This is a genomic window from Flavobacterium sp. AC105, from assembly GCF_979258495.1.
In genome coordinates this window covers 1951454-1974332 of record NZ_OZ409860.1, presented here as the reverse complement: position 1 = coordinate 1974332, position 22879 = coordinate 1951454, and the positions used below count along the sequence as shown (strand labels likewise).

9 protein-coding genes are annotated in these 22879 nt (G+C 30.2%); all 9 read right to left on the bottom strand.

From position 1 onward, the window contains the following. Positions 1–4: 4 nt before the first annotated feature. Positions 5–3370 carry a non-ribosomal peptide synthetase gene (locus ACZ0AH_RS08735; protein WP_463475410.1) on the bottom strand — a complete coding sequence of 1122 codons (3366 nt, stop codon included), beginning with the start codon at positions 3368–3370 and terminating at the stop codon, positions 5–7. Then, the gene (locus ACZ0AH_RS08730) at positions 3370–9954 is read right to left on the bottom strand and encodes an amino acid adenylation domain-containing protein (protein WP_463475409.1); all 6585 of its coding nucleotides are present in this window, start codon (positions 9952–9954) and stop codon (positions 3370–3372) included. Before ACZ0AH_RS08730 ends, ACZ0AH_RS08735 begins: the two co-directional genes overlap by 1 nt. Next, positions 9951–11975: an AMP-binding protein gene (locus tag ACZ0AH_RS08725; protein WP_463475408.1), complete on the bottom strand. Its 2025-nt coding sequence runs from the start codon at positions 11973–11975 to the stop codon at positions 9951–9953. The genes ACZ0AH_RS08730 and ACZ0AH_RS08725 overlap by 4 nt, the downstream gene beginning before the upstream one ends. 276 nt (positions 11976–12251) lie before the next feature. Continuing rightward, positions 12252–13376, bottom strand: a complete 1125-nt coding sequence (locus tag ACZ0AH_RS08720) for a glycosyltransferase family 2 protein (RefSeq protein WP_463475407.1) — start codon at positions 13374–13376, stop codon at positions 12252–12254. Positions 13377–13446: 70 nt separating this feature from the next. Further along, positions 13447–15015 (bottom strand): condensation domain-containing protein, encoded by a 1569-nt coding sequence (locus ACZ0AH_RS08715; RefSeq protein WP_463475406.1) that lies wholly within the window; start codon positions 15013–15015, stop codon positions 13447–13449. Positions 15016–15039: 24 nt separating this feature from the next. Then, a complete protein-coding gene (locus ACZ0AH_RS08710) occupies positions 15040–18399 on the bottom strand; it encodes a non-ribosomal peptide synthetase (RefSeq protein WP_463475405.1) in 3360 nt (1119 codons plus the stop codon). An 82-nt stretch (positions 18400–18481) separates the two neighbouring features. Continuing rightward, positions 18482–19582, bottom strand: coding sequence for a 4-hydroxyphenylpyruvate dioxygenase family protein (locus tag ACZ0AH_RS08705; protein ID WP_463475404.1), 1101 nt, complete (start codon positions 19580–19582; stop codon positions 18482–18484). A gap of 11 nt (positions 19583–19593) precedes the next feature. Then, a complete protein-coding gene (locus tag ACZ0AH_RS08700) occupies positions 19594–21684 on the bottom strand; it encodes an aminotransferase class I/II-fold pyridoxal phosphate-dependent enzyme (protein ID WP_463475403.1) in 2091 nt (696 codons plus the stop codon). 431 nt (positions 21685–22115) lie between these two features. After that, on the bottom strand, positions 22116–22619 hold the full coding sequence (locus tag ACZ0AH_RS08695; RefSeq protein ID WP_463475402.1) for a UpxY family transcription antiterminator: 504 nt from the start codon (positions 22617–22619) through the stop codon (positions 22116–22118). Positions 22620–22879 lie beyond the last annotated feature (260 nt).

The following is a 22879-nucleotide window of genomic DNA, read 5'->3' as shown; positions in this document are numbered from 1 at the left end:
ATTATTAGATGATGGTACTATTTAATGAAGTGTTTGCTATTCTGTCTGTTTTTAACCATAAAATATTTTCTAATTCTGCGCTGAACCTTTCTATTGTAGGTTCTTCGAATAAAAGCGACAGATCCAGATCTACGTCATATTCTTCGTTTACTCTAAAAACAATTTTTATGGCATTTAAACTATGTCCTCCCAGATCAAAGAAACTATCCGTAATACTTATTTCGTCCGGATTAATTCCTAAAACTTCACTCCAAACGGCTACTAGTTTCTTTTGAATGTCAGTAACAGCTTGTACAACTGTTTCTTTTTTTATTTCAAAAAGGGAATTAGGAATTACAAGCTTTTTTTTATCTATTTTACCATTTAAAGTCAATGGCATATCGTCTAATTCGACATAGAAAGCAGGTATCATTTGTTCTGGTAGTTTTTTCTCTAAAAATGTTCGCAAAGCATGTACATTAAAAGTAGAATTGCCTGCTACGAAAGCTATAAGTTTAGTTTCTTCTCCTTCTTTTTTTGCCAATACAACAGCAGAAAGTATGTCACTATATTGAAGGATTGTTTTTTCAATCTCACCTAATTCTATTCGGTGTCCCCTAATTTTTACCTGATCGTCTAATCTTCCCAGAAATTCTATTTTTAGGTTAAATAACATACGTCCCCTATCTCCGGTTCTGTACATTTTTTTTCCTTTATTAAAAGGATTAGATATAAACTTTTCATCTGTTAATATTGGATTTCCTAAATATCCATTCGAAAGACCATCACCTGAAATAAAAATTTCTCCCACAACTCCCTTTGGAACAATTTTTTGCTTCTCATCTAAAATATAAACCTGATTGTTTCCAATTGGTTTTCCTAAAGAAATTTTTTCTTTTAAATTGTCTTTGTCAATTTGAGATATTAATTTACCAATAGTACTTTCTGAGGGTCCATAATGATTGTAAACCTGTTCTGGAAATGTTCTTCTCGCCAGCTGCTCCATAACATCTGCTGTAAGTGCTTCTCCCCCAAAAATTAAACATTTTTTTGGTGCAAAATATACATCATTCTCTTGTAAAGCTTTCCAATGTGATGGAACGATTTTTAAACAATCCAAATTTTGTTTACTCATTTCCTTTGGATTAGTTACCTGACTTTTAGTGAAAATATGTAATGTTCCTCCTAAAAGTAGTGACGGATAGATCACTGTATTTCCTAAATCTGCAGCGACTGTTGACACTAAACCAAAAGTTTTGCACTCTTTCATGTTTGTCTTACATAAAATACCATCTACATAATCTATTAATGCAAAATGGCTGATCATAACTCCTTTTGGGGTTCCTGTTGATCCTGATGTATATATTACATACGCAAGGTCTTCGGGAACTGGTGATTTGTCTAAATTCGTTTTGACATACTGTTCCTTTTCCAGACAAAAATTTTGTATTTCTTTTTCATCAATCAAAACTTTGCAGCTGCTGTCTTCGAGTATGTATTCGATTCTCTCCAGAGGATAATCAGCTTCGATTGGTAGATAAGCACCTCCTTGTTTTAATATTGCTAAAATAGATACGATCATCCATTCGCTGCGATCAAGTAAAATTGCTACGCGGGTATTTTTTGTAATTTCATGCTTATTAGCCAGATAATTACCCAATTGATTCGCTTGCTCATTTAATTCTTTATAGGTTAATGAAACATCTTCAAAAATCAATGCCACATTTTCGGGAGACTTTTCAACTTGTTCTTCAAATCTTTCTATAAATGTTTTTCCTTGTGCATTTTCATTAGAGACAGAATCATTAAAATCTATTATTATTTCTTTCTTTTCAACTTCATTTAAATAATCCAGATCCTGAATTGCCAGCGATGGATTCTCAACAATGGCCTCAATAATCTGTAAAAAATGATTTGCAAATTGTTCTATTGTATTTTTGTCATAGATATCAATATTGTAACCTAAATCTAATTCAATTCCGTTTTTTGATTCAATAAAATTAAAAGTCAAATCTCGTCTACTCTGGCTATCCTCAACTTCTGAATATTTACTAATGGCAAGGTTGGTTACATTTAATTGCTCATTTGTAAAATTAACTTCGTCATCATGGTGCAAAACGACCCAAACATCAAATAATGGGTTACGGCTGGAATCAATTTGATAATCTAAGGATTCTAAAAGCTGGTTAAATGGAAAAATCTGATGCTCATAAGCTTCTAAAGTAGTTATTCGAACTATATTTAAAAGTTCCAGATAACTTTTGTTTCCTTTAAATTCATTTCTGAGCGCAAGAGTATTTACATAAAAACCTATTTGGTCTTTAAGATCACTGTATTCTCTTCCGGCCACGGGACTACCTACAACAATATCTTCCTGAGCTGTATATCGATATAGCAACGCATTAATCCCGGCAACCAATCCCATAAACAAAGTGCTGCCATTTTCTTTTACTAATGCATGAAAATTATTATATAAATTATTAGGAATTACTTTTTTGACCGTTGCTCCTTTATATGATTTTATTTTCGGTCTTGTACGATCGCCTAAAAAAGCTAAAACTGGAAGTTCGCCTTTGAATTTTTCAAGCCAGTAGGCTTTATGGTTATCTATCGAAGGCAATTTTAAATATTCCTGCTCCCAAACTGCATAATCTTTATACTGAATATTAAGTGGAGGAAATGAGATCGTATTCTTCTTGTTTATTGCTTCATAATTGGATAATAATTCTTTTATTAAAATCTTCATTGACCATCCGTCGCTTATAATATGATGAATTACTAAAGCAAAAACATAATGATCTTCTTTAGTCTGATATAAATGAGCGCGAAGTAAGGAATCGCCTTTTAAGTCAAAAGGCGTTACAAAATCTTTCTGAATACGTTTTTTTATTGATGAATTATTATTTTCATCTTTTCTAAGATCATTATAAATAAGTTTAAAATTTGAATTATCTTTTTGTCTAATAACCTGAAAAGCTTCTCCGTTATGTTCCTGAAAAACCGTACGAAGACTTTCGTGACGCTCAATCAAAAGATCAAACGCTGCAATTAGCGCATTTAGATTCAAAGAACCTGCCAATTCAAAAGCCAATGGAACATTATAAGCTATACTGCCTTTTTTTTGCTGACTCAAAATCCATAATCTCTTTTGTGCAGATGACAATGGATACTGTTCTCTTTTTTCTGCTATTGGTATTCTTACTGCAGCATTGTTTTTGATTTCTTTTAAAAATTCAATTATCCCTAATTTATTTTTACTGATATATTCTTTTTCATCGGGCAATAGTCTGTCAACATTTCCTCTTGCCTTAATTGCAGTTCCCGTTTCGTCTAGTGCAAGAGTAATTCCTCTTTCTTTGCAGTGCTGTAATAATTTTATAATATCTTCCATTAGAATATGATTTCGTCTTCGTTTTTAGTCACATCATTTTCATGATATTTCATCCATTGAATTGTTTCTATATAATCTGACAAATGTTTGATAGTTGGATCTTTAAACAAATCTTTCAGATCTACTTTAACCCCGTAAGATTCCTGAATTTTTGCAATTACCCTGGTTGCTTTTAAGCTATGACCACCTAAATCAAAGAAATTATCTGTGATTCCGATTGAAGTAATATTCAAAATTTCTTGCCAAATAAGAATTAATTCTTCGTCCATTTTATTTCTTGCCGAGATATGCTCTTCTTTTTTATCGAGGGCATCTTCAGGCTTAGGCAATGCTTTTTTATCTAATTTTCCATTTTGATTAAGTGGAAATTCTTTTAATGAAATTAAGTAGGTTGGAATCATGTAGGCTGGTAATGCCTTACTTAATTCGGTTTTTAACTGTTGTTTTTCAAATTGATCGCCAGCAATGTAATACGCCACCAAATCAAATTCTCCATTTATGCCTTTTATCGGAATCACAATTACATCTTCTATAAAATCTTGTCTTGATATCACAGATTCAATTTCATCAATTTCTATTCGGTGTCCTCTTATCTTAACCTGTTCATCTTTTCTACCAATATATTCTACTTCTCCAGAAGATAATATTCTGGCAAAATCTCCGGAACGATATAGTTTTTCATTCGGATTTTTAGGATCTTTTATAAACCTTTCCAATGTTAGTTCCGGTTTATTTAGATATCCTCTGGCAAGTCCGGAACCACCCACATACAATTCACCAATAACACCGGTATGAACCTGCTGTAAATCGATATCAAGTATTTGATAACTTAAAGTTGGCAATGGTACCCCAATAACACTTTTATTCTCAAGTATTTCTTTAGAAGTAATTTCTTTGTAAGTGACGTGTACCGTTGTTTCGGTAATACCGTACATGTTAATTATTTTACAGTCAGGCATCGCTTCGTGCCAGTCTTTTAGTATTTCAGGTTTCAAAGCTTCTCCCGCAAAAATCAAATATCTAATTTGAGAAAGAGGTTCTTTTAAAAACCTATTTCTATTGTTTTGCGCCAGACTTCTAAAAGCCGTTGGCGTTTGATTAAGAATCGTAATTTTATGATCACGCAAAAGATCATAAAATTTTAAACTGTCCTGAGCTGTATCTTTTGGCACTATTACTAAAGTTCCGCCGTTAAGCAGAGCCCCATACATTTCCCAAACCGAGACATCAAAACAATAAGAGTGAAATAAAGGCCACACATCAGAAGAATTAAAATCGTATTGTTGTTCATCATTAAACAATAGCCTATTGACATTTTTATGTTCTATCATAACACCCTTAGGATTGCCCGTGGTTCCTGACGTATATATAACATATGCAAGATTGTTTTCGTTGATAGAAACATCAATTCCGTTTCCTTTCAGGTCACATGCCAAAACATCTATAAAATTGATTAATTTCCAGTTTTCTAAAACTGCAGTGCCAGGTAATACATCGTACAGTACATGTTTGCTATTACTGTCTCCTATTATAAAGTCAATTCTTTTATCAGGGTACGTTATATCGATAGGTACATATGCAGCACCCGATTTAAGAACGGCCAAAATTGCGATAAGCATCCATTCTGTACGCTCAAAATGCAGGCACACCAAATCTTCCGGAACTACATTATAATCCTGAATAAGAATTTTTGCCAGTTGATCACTTTTTATATCTAATTCTCTATAAGTAAGAGAATTATTTGTGTTTTTAATAGCTGTTTTATCAGGATAAAGCTGTACTGCCTTTTTAAACTGGCTAACAATAGTAGCCTCAGAATCATATTTTACATTTGTTTTATCTAATCTGGACGATAATTCTTCAAGTTCATTCTCGCTTAAAAAAGCAATATCCTTAATTTTCATTTCAGGAGTTTTAAATACCTGCTCAAATAGTTTTTCAAAATGTTTGATGATTTGAGTTATCGTAGAGGATTTAAAAAGATCTGTATTATATTCTAATTCTAAAAACAGTCCTTCCCTTTTTTCCTTGAAAGAAAAAGTCAAATCATACTTTGCTGTTTTGGTAGGGATTGCAATTCTGTTAAATTCTAAAGAATCAGATATAGTTATGTTATCTCTTGAGATGAATTCATTTTGAAATACCACCATGACGTCAAATAGAGGTGATCTGGATAAATCTCTTTCCAGATTCAATTTTTCTACTAACAATTCAAAAGGAATATTTTGATTTTCTAAGGCATCTAAAATGGTTGTTTTTTGCATTTCCAGCAAATCAGAAAAACTCAATTCACCATTTAAGACTGTTTTAATTGCCAGCGTATTTACATATAAACCTATTTGATTTTCTAACTCTTCTAACTCTCTTCCTGAAACCGGCGTACCAATTATAATTTCATTTTGATTTGCATATTTCTTTAAAAGTATGTTAGAACCAGCCATTAAGGCCATAAATGAACTTACTTGGAAATTGCTTGTTAGTTTTTTAAAATTTTGAAAGAAACTGTCACTAAATTGATAATTTAAAGTGTCGCCGTTATAAGTTTTAATATCCGGACGATAAAAATCTGTTGGAAAGTCCAACACCGGAGTTGGTTCTTTAAAAATATTGTTCCAATATTCAAACTCCATTTCCATTCCACCATTTTCAAATAGAGACCTTTGCCAAAAAGAAAAATCTTTGTATTGAATATCAACTTCTGGCAGTTCATAAAATTTATCATTACACAAATTGCTATAACCTTTAAAAATTAGGTCTTGCAAAACATTCATAGACCATCCATCACTAATCATATGATGCATGTTAAATGATAAAATATACCTGTTTGGTGTTATTAAAATAAAGCTGTTTAACAACGGACCGTTTTTCAAATCAAAAGCAAATTCCCACTTATCCTGCAAAAAAGATTTAATTTCCTGATCAGTCATTTTCTTTTCTATAGAAATTTTTTCTATGGAAAAGGAATTCTTTAAAAAAGGGATAACGGATTGTGAAGGTACATCTTGAGAATCCTTAAATATTGTTCTTAAGATTTCATATCGCTCAATAACTGCTCTAAAAGCATTTTCAAATAATTCCAGGTTTAAATCACCTGTAATATCAAAAGCGGCAGGCATATTATACGCTTTTGATGCTTCTTCAAAGTTTGTAAGAACCCATAATCTTTCCTGACTAAATGAAATTGGATATGTATTACTGACTGAAACTTTTGGGAATACTATTTTATTTTTTTTCTTTTTATCGTTTATTAATATCGATTGTGCTTCGATGGTTGGATTTAAAAATATTTCATTTAAGCTAATATCCTTATTCAAATATTTAAAAATTAAATACTTAAGTTTTACAGCTTTCAAACTGTGCCCACCAAGATCAAAGAAATTTTCATATATGCTTGACACTTCCGTTTCTAAAGTTTCCTGCCATGCAGACCATATTTTTTGTTGTGTTTCGTTCTTCGGAAGTGCAATCTCTTTCGATTCGATTCCTAAAAAAGGATCCGGAAGTTTACTTTTATCTGCTTTTCCATTTGAATTTAAGGGTATCTCTTCTATTTGAATATAAAAATCAGGTACCATATACGAAGGCAGCTTTTCCCTCAAATATTCTTTTATACTCAAGTCATCTTCAATAACTGTATTTTCAGCAACCCAATAAACAATTATTTTTTCTTCGCCATTTTTAGAATAAACATCGACTATAACTTCTTTAAATGAAGGATGAGATTCTAATACAAATTTAATTTCGCCTAGTTCGATACGGTTTCCCCTAATCTTTACCTGATCATCTATTCTTCCAAAAAAGTCAATGTTCCCATCAGATTGTAGTTTTCCAATATCACCAGTTTTGTACATTTTCATGTTTGGTAAAAATGGATTTTTTACAAACTTTTCCTCCGTTAATTCCAAACGTCCAAAATATCCTTTTGCTACTCCTGCACCACTCAAATAAATCTCTCCTAAAACTCCTTTCGGAACTAAATTTTGATCTTTATCCAATATATATAAATGCGTATTCTCGATTGGTTTTCCTATCGGAATATTGTATTTCTCTTTTTTATCAAACTTATAAACAGTACTATAAGTAGTATCTTCTGATGGTCCGTATAAATTTCTTATTTCAAATGGAAAGGAAACTAACTTTTCTATTATAGTTTTTGGTATCGATTCCCCGGCCATGTTTAAGGCAACGACTTGCGACCAATTAATTTCAATTTCTAATAAATTTTTTACGACAGAGGGTACGGTATTTATAAATACTTTTTCATCTTGAGAAATATATTCAGAAATCTCCAGAGCAGACTCTAATATACGAATGGATTTTCCCTTCAAAATAGGATACAAAAACTCAAATACAGATAAATCAAAACAATAAGACGTTGCAGCATACATGACTTCAAAAGGGGTTTCGTTAAATTCTTTTGATGACCATTTTAAAAACGCAACAACATTTTTATGTGTAATTTCTACTCCTTTAGGCTTACCTGTAGATCCGGAAGTATAAATTAGATAAGCTAATTCAACAGCTAAATTGGTATCTTGCTTTTCTTCACTTTTTGTATTTAATAAAATATCTTTTATTTCATCAATATGAATAATTTCTCCCTGATAATTGTGCGGTATTAAATCTTTGCCTTCATTATCTATGATAATAAAAGATGGATTAACATCATTTAAAATATAATTTATTCTTTCTTGAGGGTATTTTACATCTACAGGAACGTATGCTCTTCCTGACCTTAAAACACCAATTGCAGTAGCAATTGTCCAATCTGTACGTCCTAATAAAAGGCCCACAAATAAATTAGCATCATTTTTCTTTCTTTGATCTAAAAGAAACCCTACGGCTAAAATATTATCATACAATTCTTTATAAGAGATGTTTTGATTTTTATATAAGATTGCGGTTTTTTCTTTATTTATTTCAAAAGATTTTTCCAGAAGTTCAAAAATGTTGTTTTCTTTAATCTCTTCTAAGGGCTGATTCCATTTAGTTAGTATTTCTTCCCTATCTTTTTTATTTACCGTTTGAATAGATCGTATCTCTGATTGAGGATTTTCCAATATCTGCTTAATAATATTTTCGTAGACATTGAATATTTTAATAATGGTGTCTTTTTTGAATAGTTGCGTTGCGTATTCAATTTCCAAAAAATGAACATCATCAGGCTCAGCATCAAAATTAAATGTAAGGTCACATTTTGCAGGCCTTGCTTCTTCTTTAATTTTACCGGATGAATATAAATAAGAGTCTAAATAATTCAATTCAAAACCTAATTGTTTGTCCCCATTAAGGTTTTGTGTTCCTATAGAAGTATCCTGCAAAACCATCATTACATCAAATAATGGATTACGGCTGGGATCTCTTCTATAATCAAGATCATCCAGAATGTTTTCAAATGGATAATCCTGATACTGAAGAGCTTTAAACGAATTTTCGGAGATTAATTTTAATGAATTAATAAAGGAACTTTCAGGATCCAGATTAAAGATTAAGGGTAATGTATTGATATAAACCCCAATTTGATCTTCAAGATCATAATGCATTCTTCCGGAAACAGGTGTTCCTATAACTATTTTGCGATTACCTGAATATTTATACAATAAGATGTTTATTGTACTTCTAAAGAAATTAAATAAGGTAACTTTATTTTCTTTACAAAATAGAACAATATCATTATAAAGTTTTTTTTCAAAATAAAACTTTGATACCATTCCGTCGTAACTTTTAATGTCAGGCCTTCTAAAATCATAAGGCAATTCTAATGGTAATAAATGGCTGTCAATTTCATCTTTCCAAAATGCTTGCGATACTTTATTTTTTTCTCCATTATGAAGATCTTCTAACCAATATGTATAATCCTTGTAATGAATTCTTAATGGATCTATTGTATGTTCCTGCCCCTGAAGTATCTTTTTATACTTATTTAAAACTTCAGAAATCAATATATTAATAGACCATCCATCACTTATAATATGATGAACTCCAAAGATCATGGCGTACTCATGAGTATCTATCCTGATTAAGTCAACCCTAATCAGTAAACCTTTTGTTAAATCAAATTTCCATCTTGATGATGCATCAATTTCATTTAATAAAAGTGTATTAATATTCTTTTCCTGAGAAATATCCCTGTAACTGATCTTAAAATTAACATCCTCCAAAACTTCCTGGTAAAGTTCTCCATCTATTATTTTAAATACAGTACGTAAGCTTTCATGTCTTTGAATAATTTTATTAAAAGCTTCATCAAGACATTCAACGTTGACCTCACCTTTTAAATAAAGGCTTGTTACTATATTATATGCTTCAGTACCGCCTTCAAATTGACTTAAAGTCCAAATTCTTTTTTGTGCATTTGAAGTTTTATAAATTTCTTTTTGTGGAACTCTTGGAATTGGTCTTGAAAAGAAATCATCAGATGGTTCTCTTAAAAAATCAATAAGTTCATTCTTTGATTCTCTAATTTTCTCAATTAATACATTTGGCAAACGTTTCGTTTCTCCGGAAAGTTTAAGTTGATTTCCTTCAATTGATGGAAAAATATTGTTTTTCCTTAATTCATTTATTATTTCTAAGGTATTCATAATATAATATTTTTATCTGATGGTTTATGGTTTTTTAACCAGATCATATTTTCAATTGTGCTTACAAGACCATTTAATGTGGGGTTCTCCATCAATTTTGCAACACTTAAATTGAGTTTTAAATCTTTATTAATCATATTAATAATTTCCATTAAGCGAAGTGAGTCAAGTCCTAAATTTGCCAGTTCGACATCTTTACTTTCTAATTCATATTGAGTTTCTATTTTTTTTGCGATGATGTACATCAGGTAATTTTTGATCGAAGTAAAATCACCTCTATCGATAACTTTATCAATAAAATCTTTTGCTTCATAGATTGAAACACTTGTATGTTTATCTAATTGAATTTTTGATTCGATACTTACAAATGCATTAGAAATATACTTTTCACCCGATTGCAATCGCATTAATTTTCCACTCGTTGTTCTGGGTATTGTAAAAGGGGTTACTAAAACCACATCGTAAATATCTAATCCGTACTCGCCTGTAATGGTTTTATATATTTTCGAAATAATGTTTGAAGCTTTTATTGTAAAAACAGATTCTCTTTTGATTTCTACAAGAATTACTATTTTTTCATTCATTCCCGTGATACTAAATACTGCAACTCCATTTTTAACAATGGATTCGTCACAATTGTGTACCATTTTTTCAATATCATTGGGATAATAATTTTTGCCCCTAAAGATTATTAATTCCTTAATTCGTCCATGAATATAGAGTTCCCTATTATAGAAGAAACCTAAGTCGCCAGTTCTTAAGTATTTATTACCTTCAATTTCATAAAAGACATCTTTATTATCCTTATTCCAATATCCTTTACTTACGCTGGACCCTAAAATACATACTTCTCCTTCTTGAAGTTCTGTACATTCCCCGGCTGTATTTGATATGATTTTTACCTGTATGGAATTTGCAACGGGTCCACAACTGATTATAGCGTTTTTATTATAATCTGTTTTTTCGGTTAATACGATTTTTTTATCTGTAGTCTTATCTGAGTCAATATAAACAACATTCGATAGTGATTCTTTTCTTTTTGCAGACACAAGCAAAGTTGCTTCTGCCAGACCGTAACAGGGATAAAAATGAAGTCTGTTGAAACCAACAGCTTCAAATTTTTCAACAAATTGATTTACCGTATCATTATTAATTGGTTCAGCACCACAATAAGCTACTTTCCATTTTGTCAGATTTAAATTCAATAGGTCTTTATTTGAAATCGCACTTACGCAAAGTTCAAAAGCAAAATTAGGTCCTCCGCTATGCGTGACATTATAATTGGTAATTGCCTGTAACCATCTGATTGGTTTTTGAATAAAATGATAAGGAGACATTAAAATACAGGTACAGCCCACAAAAACGGAATGTAAAATATTACCTATCAAGCCCATATCGTGATGAAAGGGTAACCAGGAAAAGATAATTGAATCCGGATCGCACCCAAATGCGTCCTGAATCGCTTTTTGATTCGAGATTAGATTTTCGTGGCTAATCATAACTCCTTTAGGATTACTGGTCGATCCTGAGGTATATTGAATAAAGGCAATTTCGCTTTGCAAATAAGAGGTTATATCTCCTGTTTCTTTAAAATCGTGTTTTGTTTCAATGTTTATTATTGAAAGAGAATGGTTTGCGATAACCCCTAAGTCTTCTTTCAATAAATATTTTTCAATACTTTCTGTTGTTAAAATCACACTGGCATTTGCATCCTCAATTAAAGATTCAATCCTTAAAAGCTGCTTTTTATTCTTTGAATAATTTACTGGAATAGCAATTATGCCCAATGACTGGCATGCTAGAAATGAGACTATAAAACTCAAAGAATCTTCAAACAATAATATTGCTCTTTTTCCCGGGACATTTCTGCCGTTCAAAAAAGAGCTCAATTGTTCTACTTTTTCATTTAGTTCAGAAAAAGAAACTATATGTTCTTTAGCTTCACCATCTTCCAAAAAGATAAATGCTGATTTATCCGGATATTTTCCCGCATTTACTTTTAAATAATCTCCTATATTCATCTGTATTTTTGAAATTTCTTTTTAAAAAATTCATTAAATTCCTTGTACTTAATTTTTAGATTTAATCTAATAATTAAAATGTATTGTGTCCTTTTGGGCAGCAAAAACAAGTGGCAAAAGGCACTATTATTTCATGCTTCATTTGATAATTTCAAATAAGCTTTAATCCTGTATTTATTTTACGATTGAAAAACGAAGGCAATAACTCAATCAAACAATTAAAACATTCTTTGACATTAGATAAGCCTTAAAAAAATTATTCACGAAGAGGAATAATTAAGATAAAGAGGTTTTAGCAGCCCTTAAATTGGTAAAAAAAGATAAAATGGCTTTACTCCAACAAATCGTATCCACTAGTAATTTCACTAATGGAAAACTCACAATAGAGAGAACATCTTTCTTATGGTCAGACAATTCTTTTGGTGAAAAAAGGACAAAACCTGCACATGAAATAAAACCAAACAGGTATATAAAAAGACTGATAAACAAGAAATACTTAACATTCAAAAATGCAATAATTAACATTGTTACAGGTAAAGTAACCACAAAAAATACGGTTATAATATCTACTAATGCCCTTATTCCTAATCTATTTAGTTTTTTTATTTGTGAAATATAAAATTTACGTTCTTTAGCTATAGTTTCGATATAACCTAAATTCCACCTAACTCTTTGCTTGATTAAATTCTTAAGTGTCAAAGGCGGTCTTGTCAAAGTCAATACAGAATCAAGATATTTTACTTTGTATCCCAAATTGATTCCAATAACAGTTGCTTCTCTATCTTCTCCATTTCTAAAACCACTGTGATTGCTATAAATAGAGTTTAATATTTTTCTATCAAAACATGATCCGGCGCCCGGCATAACCGGAACACTTAATTCATCACGATGAAAAGAGTATAAGCTTCTTGCCAAAGAATATTCAAGTCTTTGCCAATTAAATATAAATCCTTCGCCTTCAAACGGAATCATTTTAAAGTAGCATCCCATTAAATCAGACCCATGGTTTAATTTATCAACGACTTTAAACACTTCCGGATATCCTTCAATATCTGTATCGAAATCTGTTAAGATCACGAATTCGTTATTAATAAACTTACTTACAGAAGATAAGGCTCCCACTTTTTGTCCATTTGGATATACCGAAGCGACAAAAAAAGTATCGGGATTTTGATTTACAAATAATTCAATCTTTTTAAGACTATTATCTGTTGAGCCATCATCGATAATGATAACATCCATCGAATCTTTATAAATCTCTGCAATATTCTTGAAATATTTTAAACGTTTTTCAAGATTGCAATTAGAATCTTCATTATACTGAGGTACTAATAATGCTATATTATTTTGTGTTTCAGGTATAGCCCCAACCCACTCTAGTTTTAATAAATTTTGTTTCAACTCTTTAACTTTTAAATTATTATTACTTGCTTTGTTTAGCTTTGGAGCATTTTTTTATTCTATTTTTTAGCTAAAAAGATATACCGCTTAATCTTTTAGCTGTAAAATCTATATAATCAGATATGAAGTTCTGAACCATCAAAGAATCATATAAACTGCTGTCATATTCAACTTTTAGCTCTAAGTTATCACTTGAACTAAAAAACTTTAGTTCAAAATCAATTGCCATAATAGAGTTCTCTTCTTGTAGTATTGGCTTAAATTCAAAATTTAAATTCTCGTCGGCGTTTTTAAAATCAGACTTGTTCAGGTAAGCATTATTTGTTTCATTATAATGCAGATTAATCTTCCAGAATGAGCCAGTAACTGATTGACCGGGAGCTAATTTTGCTTCGATAGAATCGATTAAAGAAAATGCATGATAATTGTTCATATCTTCATTTGCCTTTTTAACCTTTTTGATCATACTGCTAAAATCTTCTTTCTCATCAAAAAGAGTTCGCACCAAAACGGTTTTTGCATAACACCCTATTTGATTTTCAGAAATTTCAAAATTTCTACCAAAAACAGATGTTCCAATGACTATATCTTGTTGATTTGTTTTATAATTCAGGTATGATTTAAATGTAGCCTGCAAAATCACAAATAGACTTGTAGCCTCTTTTTTAGAAAGAGATTTCATTTTTTGAATTAGCTCAAAAGGATAGCTAAAATTTTCAATTTTACAAATTTTGTCAAAATTTTCAATTTCAGTCTTTTTAATACAAGGAATAATAAGTTCATCCGGTAAATCAGAATATAAACTATTCCAATACTCTTTATTGGAGCTATAATTATTTTCAACATAGTTATTTATAGCCGCTAGATTTTCTTTTAAATGATATTTTATTTCAGGTAATTCCGGCTCTCTATTTTGTACCAAACTACTATAGGCTGAAAGTAAATCTCTCAATAAAATCTGAACGGAATAAGCATCAGAAATAACATGATGTAACTTTAAAGAAATTATAAATTTCTTGTTTTCAAGTTGTATTAATCGAGCCAAAAACAGAGGCCCTTTTTGCAGATCAAATTCATGATCAGAGAAATTTAAAATTTCTTTTATTTCCAAGTCATTTATTAATTCACTTCTTAGATCAATATATTCATCAGTTTTTAAACTGCTATTGTCGTGAATTTTCATGCAATAGTCGTCGTTAACTTTATGAAAGGTGGTTCTTAAACTTTCATGACGTTCAATTAAAAAAGAAATAGACTGACTAAAGATGTTCTTATCAAATGTGCCTAAAATTTCATGACTAATTATAATTGCATCGTGGTTCTTTTTTTTTTGCTTATACTCTTGGTCCATGCTATCATCTACCCAGTAGTTTTGTGTCGCAGTTATCGCATAATAATCTTCTCCTTGATAATGCTTCGGTTTTGCCAAAAACTTATTTTCATCTTTAGTTTTTCCCGAATTTGAAAAGCTTTCAAAATAAGATATCAAATCTTGTTTATGTGATTTTATTTCGTGAAGCAAATCTGAAGAGATCTCAATTCCTTTTGGATATTTAAGATATATTTCTTTTTCTTCATAATAAATTTTATATCCCTCTTTGTTTATCTTTTTAATTAAATTCAATGTTTTAATTTGCATGTCTTTTTTAATTTTAATCTGTTATTACAGTTTCAAAGTGTCAAATTTGTCTGCTTCAATTTTTTCATTTTCATGCATCGTTTCCATTAATTCATTTAATTCAGAAATAGTATTAAGTCCGTGTAAAATCTCTAATGATAAGTTTATTTCAAATTCTTTGTTTATACTGAATAACAATCTCATCATTTTTAAACTATGCCCGCCCAAAGCAAAAAAGTCATCATGTATACCAATATTATCCTTATCTAAAATATCTTCCCAAATTTTCACTAAACGATATTCTGCTTCGCTCTCCGGCGCGACATATGCTACGCCGCTTGACAGAGCGGAATCTCCCGGAGAGGGTAAGGAACGTTTATCAACCTTTCCGTTTCCAGTCATTGGAAGTCGATCTAATTGAACATAATATCCTGGAATCATGTACAGGGGAAGATATTTTCCTAAATGTGTCCGCAACGCTTTGACGTCATACGTTTGATCACTTACAAAATAACATACAAGGTCTGTTACAGAACCACCAACTATATGAGGCAATACTACAGTTTCTTTAATTTCTGGAATACGCAAAAGCACATTCTCGATTTCTCCCAGTTCAATACGATAGCCTCGAAGTTTTAGTTGATCGTCTTTTCTTCCTAAAAATTCTATACGCCCATCTGGTAACCAACGTCCAAGATCACCTGTCTTGTATATTCGTTCTCCATGTATAAAAGGATTAGGGATAAATTTTTTCTCTGTTAATTCCGGTCTGTTTAGATATCCGCGAGCCAAACCTGAACCTCCTATGCATATTTCACCGGTAACTCCAATAGGAGATAATTGGTTTTCATCTTGTAATATGTAAATTTTCCTATTATTGATTGGAGTACCAATAATTGATATTGTATCTTCTTTATCGATTTTGTAGTAAGTAGCACATACTGTGGATTCACTTGGGCCGTAAGTGTTATATACCTCAACTTTATTCAAAAAATAGTTTACATAGGATGTATTAAATACATCACCACCACTAATAATTAAACGAAGATTAGGAAGATTTAATTCAGAATTATTCAATTCATTCAATACCAGCGGTGTAGTACTTAATATAGTTGCTCCTTTATCTTCTATTAATCTTTGTAACTCAGATACATCTCTTCCTTCATTTCTACCTATTAATAGCGTACCTCCTTTTATCAGTACTGGAAATATCTCTTCAATATGGGTATCAAATGATAGTGAGGATTGCTGTATGCATTTGTCGCTGTCTTCTATTTTAAATACTTCTATAAATGTGCTGACATAATCCAAAAGAGCGTTATGTTCAATCATTACTCCTTTTGGTTTGCCTGTAGTACCAGATGTGTAAATAATGTATGCTAAATCTTGTAGAGTGCGCGTAAATCTTAAATTTTCAGTTGAGTAATTTTGTATTTCAGATTTGACTTTTTTTAATTCCTTGTCATCTATAACTAATTTACAACCGCTATCCTCCAACATAAAATCTTTTCTATCCTTTGGATAAACCGGATCAATCGGTACATAAGCTCCACCCGTTTTTAATACAGCCAGGATAGCAATAATTATCCATTCGTTTCTTTCTAATGCTATACCAATTAATTCATCTGATTTAATGGTATAGTTTTTCTTTAAATAGTCTGCTAACTGGTTAGATTTTTCATTAAGCGCTTTATAACTGAGTTTTTTTTCTTCAAAAACAAGTGCGATTTTATTAGGGGTTGCGGCAACTTGTTCTTCAAACAAATCAATGATGTTTTTATCTGTTGGATATTTAACGGTAGTGTCGTTAAATCTCACAAGAAGATTTTTTTTCTCAGTCTCAGACAGATATTCTAATTTTTGAATTTCTTGAGTTGGTGTTTTTAAAATAGCATTTACCAAACTAATCAAATGTTCTGCCATTTGCTCTGCGTGGTTTTGCTCGTAAATAGATGTATTATATTCTAATCCAAATGCTAAAGATGCTCCTGAATAATCAAAATTAAAACTAAAGTCTAACTTACTGCTGCCATTTATATCATCTATATATGGGCTCACTACGAGATTTTCCATTTTCTGTTCTGATACAGTATTTTCCACATTAATTTTCAATGCTAACATTACATCAAAAATTGGATTTCTACTCATATCTCGATGCAGTTTCAATTCGTCAACTAATTCGTCAAAGGGATATGCCTGATTATCATATGCCCCAATTATTACCGTTTTAGCATTATTCAACATTTCCTTAAAACTGTCTTTTCCTTTAAATTGAGTCCTTAATGCCAAAGTATTTACATAAAAGCCTATCTGGTTTTCTAAGTTACTGTCTTCTCTTCCTGCTATTGAACTCCCAATAATAATATCTTCCTGATTACTATGTTGGTACAAAAGTGTGTTGACTAATGCAAGAAGCCCCATAAATAATGTTGCATCCTGATCATTACATAACGATTTAAATTTTTCTGTTTGTTCTTTATCAATTTTTCTTGAGATAGTATTTCCATTATAAGTTTTTATAGCTGGTCTTTTTTTATCTTCAAGGATTTTTAGTATCGGAAGATCTCCTTTTAATTGATCGAGCCAATATTTCTTAGAATGATCAAAGTTTCCATTTTCTAATTGTAATTGCTGCCAGCTGGCATAATCTTTATACTGTATTTGTAACGGAGATAAAGTAATTTCCAGATTATCTATATACGAGTTATAGAATTGAAAAATTTCCTTAAAAACAATCATCATTGACCAACCATCACTAATAATATGATGCATTACATAGGCAAATACCCATTTATCATTACTTATCTGATAAACGCCAACACGAAATAATGGACCAATTGATAAATTGAATTCTTCAAGAATCAATTCTTTTAATTTCTCTTTCAATATTTTATCCGTGTCTTTATCATTTTGAAGATCTTCATGGATAATTGAAAACTGAAACAATTCTGGTGTTATAATATTTTGCTTTACTTCTTTTAACTCATTTTCTTTAAAAACTGTTCTTAAAATTTCATGCCTTTCTATCAATTTTTTAAATGCATAGTTTAAAGCATCCATACTTAAACTTCCCTGGAATAAATGAATTCCCTTTATGTTATATGCAGAATTAGCTCCGAACTGACTGAATAGCCAAAATCTTTTTTGAGAAGACGACAAAGGATAGTCAGGTTTTAATGGAACCTGTGGAATTGAATTCGAGAAATTTTCTACAGTTTCATAAGAGTTTATTAAAGCAATAAGCTCCTCTTTGCAACTTCTGATTTTATCTAATATCTCATTGTTTAAAACTCCTTTAGGAGCTTGTATCTCTAATTTACCATTAATTACTTTGAATTTTATATTAAGTTTACAGAGTTGAATAAATAAATTAGTTACCATAACAAATATTGATTTATAGTTCATGATTTTTAAATCATGAACTATTTTGAATTATTATTTTAAGAAAGATTTCTGGAAATTTTGTCAATTAAATCCAGAAATGGATTTACATTTTAACGCTTTCTGTTTTGATTATCTGCAATTCTTCTGCTTTCTTTAATACATTAATATTATTAAGAGCAAATGCATTATAGCCATTAACTCTTTGAACAATTTCATAAAAGAAATAAGGTCGCTCAGTAATAGGTTTGATAAATTTTTGCAAGATGTAAGTATCATTTTCCTTGTCAATTAAAATCCCATATTTTTCTAACAAGTTGATATCGATATCTTTCATTTCGTCATTGTTTCTTAGAATTTCATAATATGCCGGAGGGATATTAACCAGCTCCACATTCTCATTCTTTAAACTACTTATTACATTTACAATATCCGGGGTAGAAAAAGCTAAATGGTGAATTCCAGGACCAAACAGATCAATGTTTTTCTGAATCTTTGTGTTTTCTTTCTTAAAATCAGGTTCAGCCATTACCAATGTTAATTTTTTATCGGGAGACTGACTTATATTCAATAACATTCCTGTGGTATTATCTTGGCTCTCTTTTATGGTTTGGATCAATTCAGTCCCAATTGTTTTAGAAATATAATCTGTCCAAAAATTAATTTCATTAACTCTCAATTCAGCTGCAACATGGTCTACTTCAATAAAATACTCTTTATTCTTTTGATCATTTTCTATTTTTTCAAAATTTGGTTTGAAAGCTCCTTTATAGTTTTGATCATCAACAAACAATATTTCGTTGTCGCTATAAAGTTTGATGCTGGCTTGCTCGTAAGTTCCAAATTTATCTTCTAACGTATGACAGCTTTTAACTGGAATAGCGCCATTTTTTACCGCATCAGAAAAAGACTTTTTAACATCTTTTGTTCTTAAGGCTATTCTTTTTACTCCGCAATAATTTTTTTCTATAAAAGAATTAATATCATTTTTTATAGTCTTATCCTCTGTTGGATATATACTTGTCAAAACAATTTTTACTGAATTACTTTTCAGTACATAAGAATTAATACTACTATCAGGGTTATTATAACTTGCGATCAGAGAAAAACCCAACGCTCTCTGGTGCCAAAAAGCTAAAGCTTTAGCCATTGGACTATAAATTTCTATATAAGCAACTTCGTGGTTCACAATATTTGTATCTTTCATTACTGCATTTTTTAAAAAACGGGTTCGTGTATTAATTTTGGTTCTAATTTTGTAAAATCTTGCAAAATCTTATATTTCATAAATTCGCTTAATCTTTTTACTCCCTCCTCAATCTGATCTAAAGTTAGATTTGAAAATGTTAATCTGAGCTCATATTTGCCTCCTTCAGACAAATAGAAAAAACTCATCGGACAAAAAATAATTCCAAACTTCTCTGCACTTTCAGTAACAGCTTCTTTATCAATTACAAAAGGAACACTCATTTTAATAAAAAATCCCCCTTTTGGATTACTCCAGCTAATCTCTGATGCCCAGTCATTTTTATGAATTCCTATTTTTTCTTCAAGTCGTTCTAATAATGTATTTAATTTTGTTTCATAACTTTTAAATTTTGGCTCATTATATTTACTAAGACTGAAGTTGTTTTTTATTAGAATTCCTCCCAAAATCGCCTGACTAATTGCAGATGTATTGTTTGTGATCTGTGCCTTTACATTTGTCATTTCATCTATTAATGGAATAACCTCTCCGTATTCATCTTCTATTTTTTGATTGGCCGCAATAAGTCCTATTCTCAGTCCCGGAAAAATTGATTTTGAAAATGACCCAACATAAATTACCCTACTGTATTTGTCTAGAGATTTAATTGTTGGGATTTTTTGCTGGCGATACGTAAAGCTGTTATAAACACTGTCTTCGATAATTAAAAAATTATATTTTTCAGCTAACTCTAATAATTTTAAGCGACTACCAATAGGCATACATGATCCCGTAGGATTTTGATGATCCGGAATTACGTAAACTAATTTTAATTTTTTTTGAGATTTATTTATTTCGAGAATTTTTTCTTTTAAGTGTTTTAGGTTAATTCCCTCTTCATCAATTTTAACTCCCTGAACATTGTAATCAAATATTTTTGCAAAAGAACTTATTCCTATATAACTAGGATCTTCAATTAATATAACATCATTATTACGATTACATATTGTTGAAACAATTATTGCAAAAGCTTCCTGAGCACCAACAGTTACCAATACATCTTTTTCCTCAACCTTAATATTTTCATCATTTTTCAAATATTCAGTCAAAATATCATTGATTATCCCTGCAGTTTTAGCATATTGCCCTATCTTATTTACAACTTCCTGTCTTGGTTTCTTACTTTGTTCTACACGATAATCTACATATTCTTCAAATTGAGAAAAATGAGAATTTATATCAAAGAAATTTTCATCCGGCTGCCCTGCAACAAAGGATATAGCCTTAGGAAATTTGAATTGGGTATCATTCAAAAAACCAATTACATTGTTAAATCCTCTTCCTAAATTTTCATTTATTGAATAATTTAAAAGAAAATTATTTGGCTCTGGAATTAGCAAATGTTTTAATAGAATATCTTCTACTTTTTCAAGGCTTAAAAACAATTCATCAAAAGAATATATATAGAAATATTCTTTTTGCAGATCAAACGGATTGTATAAAGTTTGAAAGATATGATCAATATCAAAAGAATGAATCGAGACATGATCTTTATATACGTTCTCAATTTCCATAGAAGATGTTAATATCGCGCCACCATACGGCTTACTTACCCCTTCTTCATTGATTAAGCCCATTTCATAAGTATACCAATATAATCTTCCCAAGAGATCAATAGCTCTTTCGTTATTAACATACTTTACTGCAATAATGCTGTAAGCCGTAAGATATTTTACAAATCTTTCATTTGTTAATAAAGGCAAATGTCCACATACATCATGAAAAATATCTGGTTGTTCACTAAAATCTATCTCGTGTTTTTTTCTAATGCTTACAGTTACAGGATACTTTTTATTAATAAGCATTAAAAAGAAATCTCTTGGAGGCAATAAACCACTAACAGAAACGAGACTCCATCCCGAAGTTTCTTCGAGAAGTTTACTCAAATCTTCTATTCTTGGAATTTTATTTTTATCAATTTTTAAGTTATCATATCCTTTAAGATATACATTTGAAATAATTGATTCATCTAACAGGCTTTGTTTTTTACATAGTAATTTCCAAACTTCCTGATCTTCTTCTGTATAATCTTCATAGTTTTGATTAACAAAATAACTTTTCATACAAATAACTTTAAGTTAAACATTCATTTAATAATTTTTATATCGTAAGTTCATCTTAATACAAATATTATAACATCGTATGATCGTATATAATACGACAATAGTTATCTATGCGCTTAACGCTCAATTTAATATTTTGTAAAGGAGAACTATTATGCAAATCTGATAAGTCGATAAGGATTTGCTTTTGCTTAATCTTTATGGATTAAGGCTTATATTTCTTGGTCTTTCTATTATATCTATGATTTCTAATTTCCTTACTTGTAGATATTTTGGAAATTATTATAAAAAATAATTGAAATCATGACCAATAAAACAACTGTAGTGCAAAATAATTTTTGTTTTATTCCAGTAACTGAAATTTATTTTTTTTCTCGAATATATTTTTTAACCTATATAATTAATACTTAAAAGATTAAAAAAATTAGTCTTTAATTAAAATAACACATTGGTAGTGTTGCTGTAATATTTTGATGCAAAGAATCAATTCTAACAATTATTTTATTAACATTATTTACTTTAATAATTTCACATTCCAACCCGAGTAAAGATCCGGAAGATATTCTTTTAATATCCCCTTTTTTTGGCAATTGCCCAATCAATTCAATATCTGAAACCTCTTGTGATTCAACCAAAAGCTGAATCTTATTGATTTCGGTATCCATAATTAAGGCATATTCCGTTCCAAAACGAATATATGCACATGCCCCGTTGATTGAAAGTACTTTATGAAAATCCTGAAGCGATTGTATGTTTACAAACACATAAGAGGTAAATAATGGTTTTAAAATTACTTTCTTTCTATCACTCCAATTTCGAACTGTTTTTGTCATTGGTAACAAAGCAATTACCTGGGATTCTAGCAATAAATCGTAAACTTTTTTTTCATGACATGATTTGACATATAGTACATGCCAACCGCTTTTAAATTTCAATGTAAATAATTTTTGAAGTTAATATAGCTGCGCTATTCCCTATCACAGGGAGCACTTTGTAAAATAAATTTTAATTAGGGTAATTAAAACATTTCAATAATCCACAAATAAAGAATGAAATAATCGTTAATTTTAAACTTACATTACGTAATATAAAACTCACAAAATATTAACAATATCTTTATTAATAAATTTAAACAAACCAAATAAAACAAATAATATTTAATAAATTTAACTATTTTATTAAGTATAAACTTGTT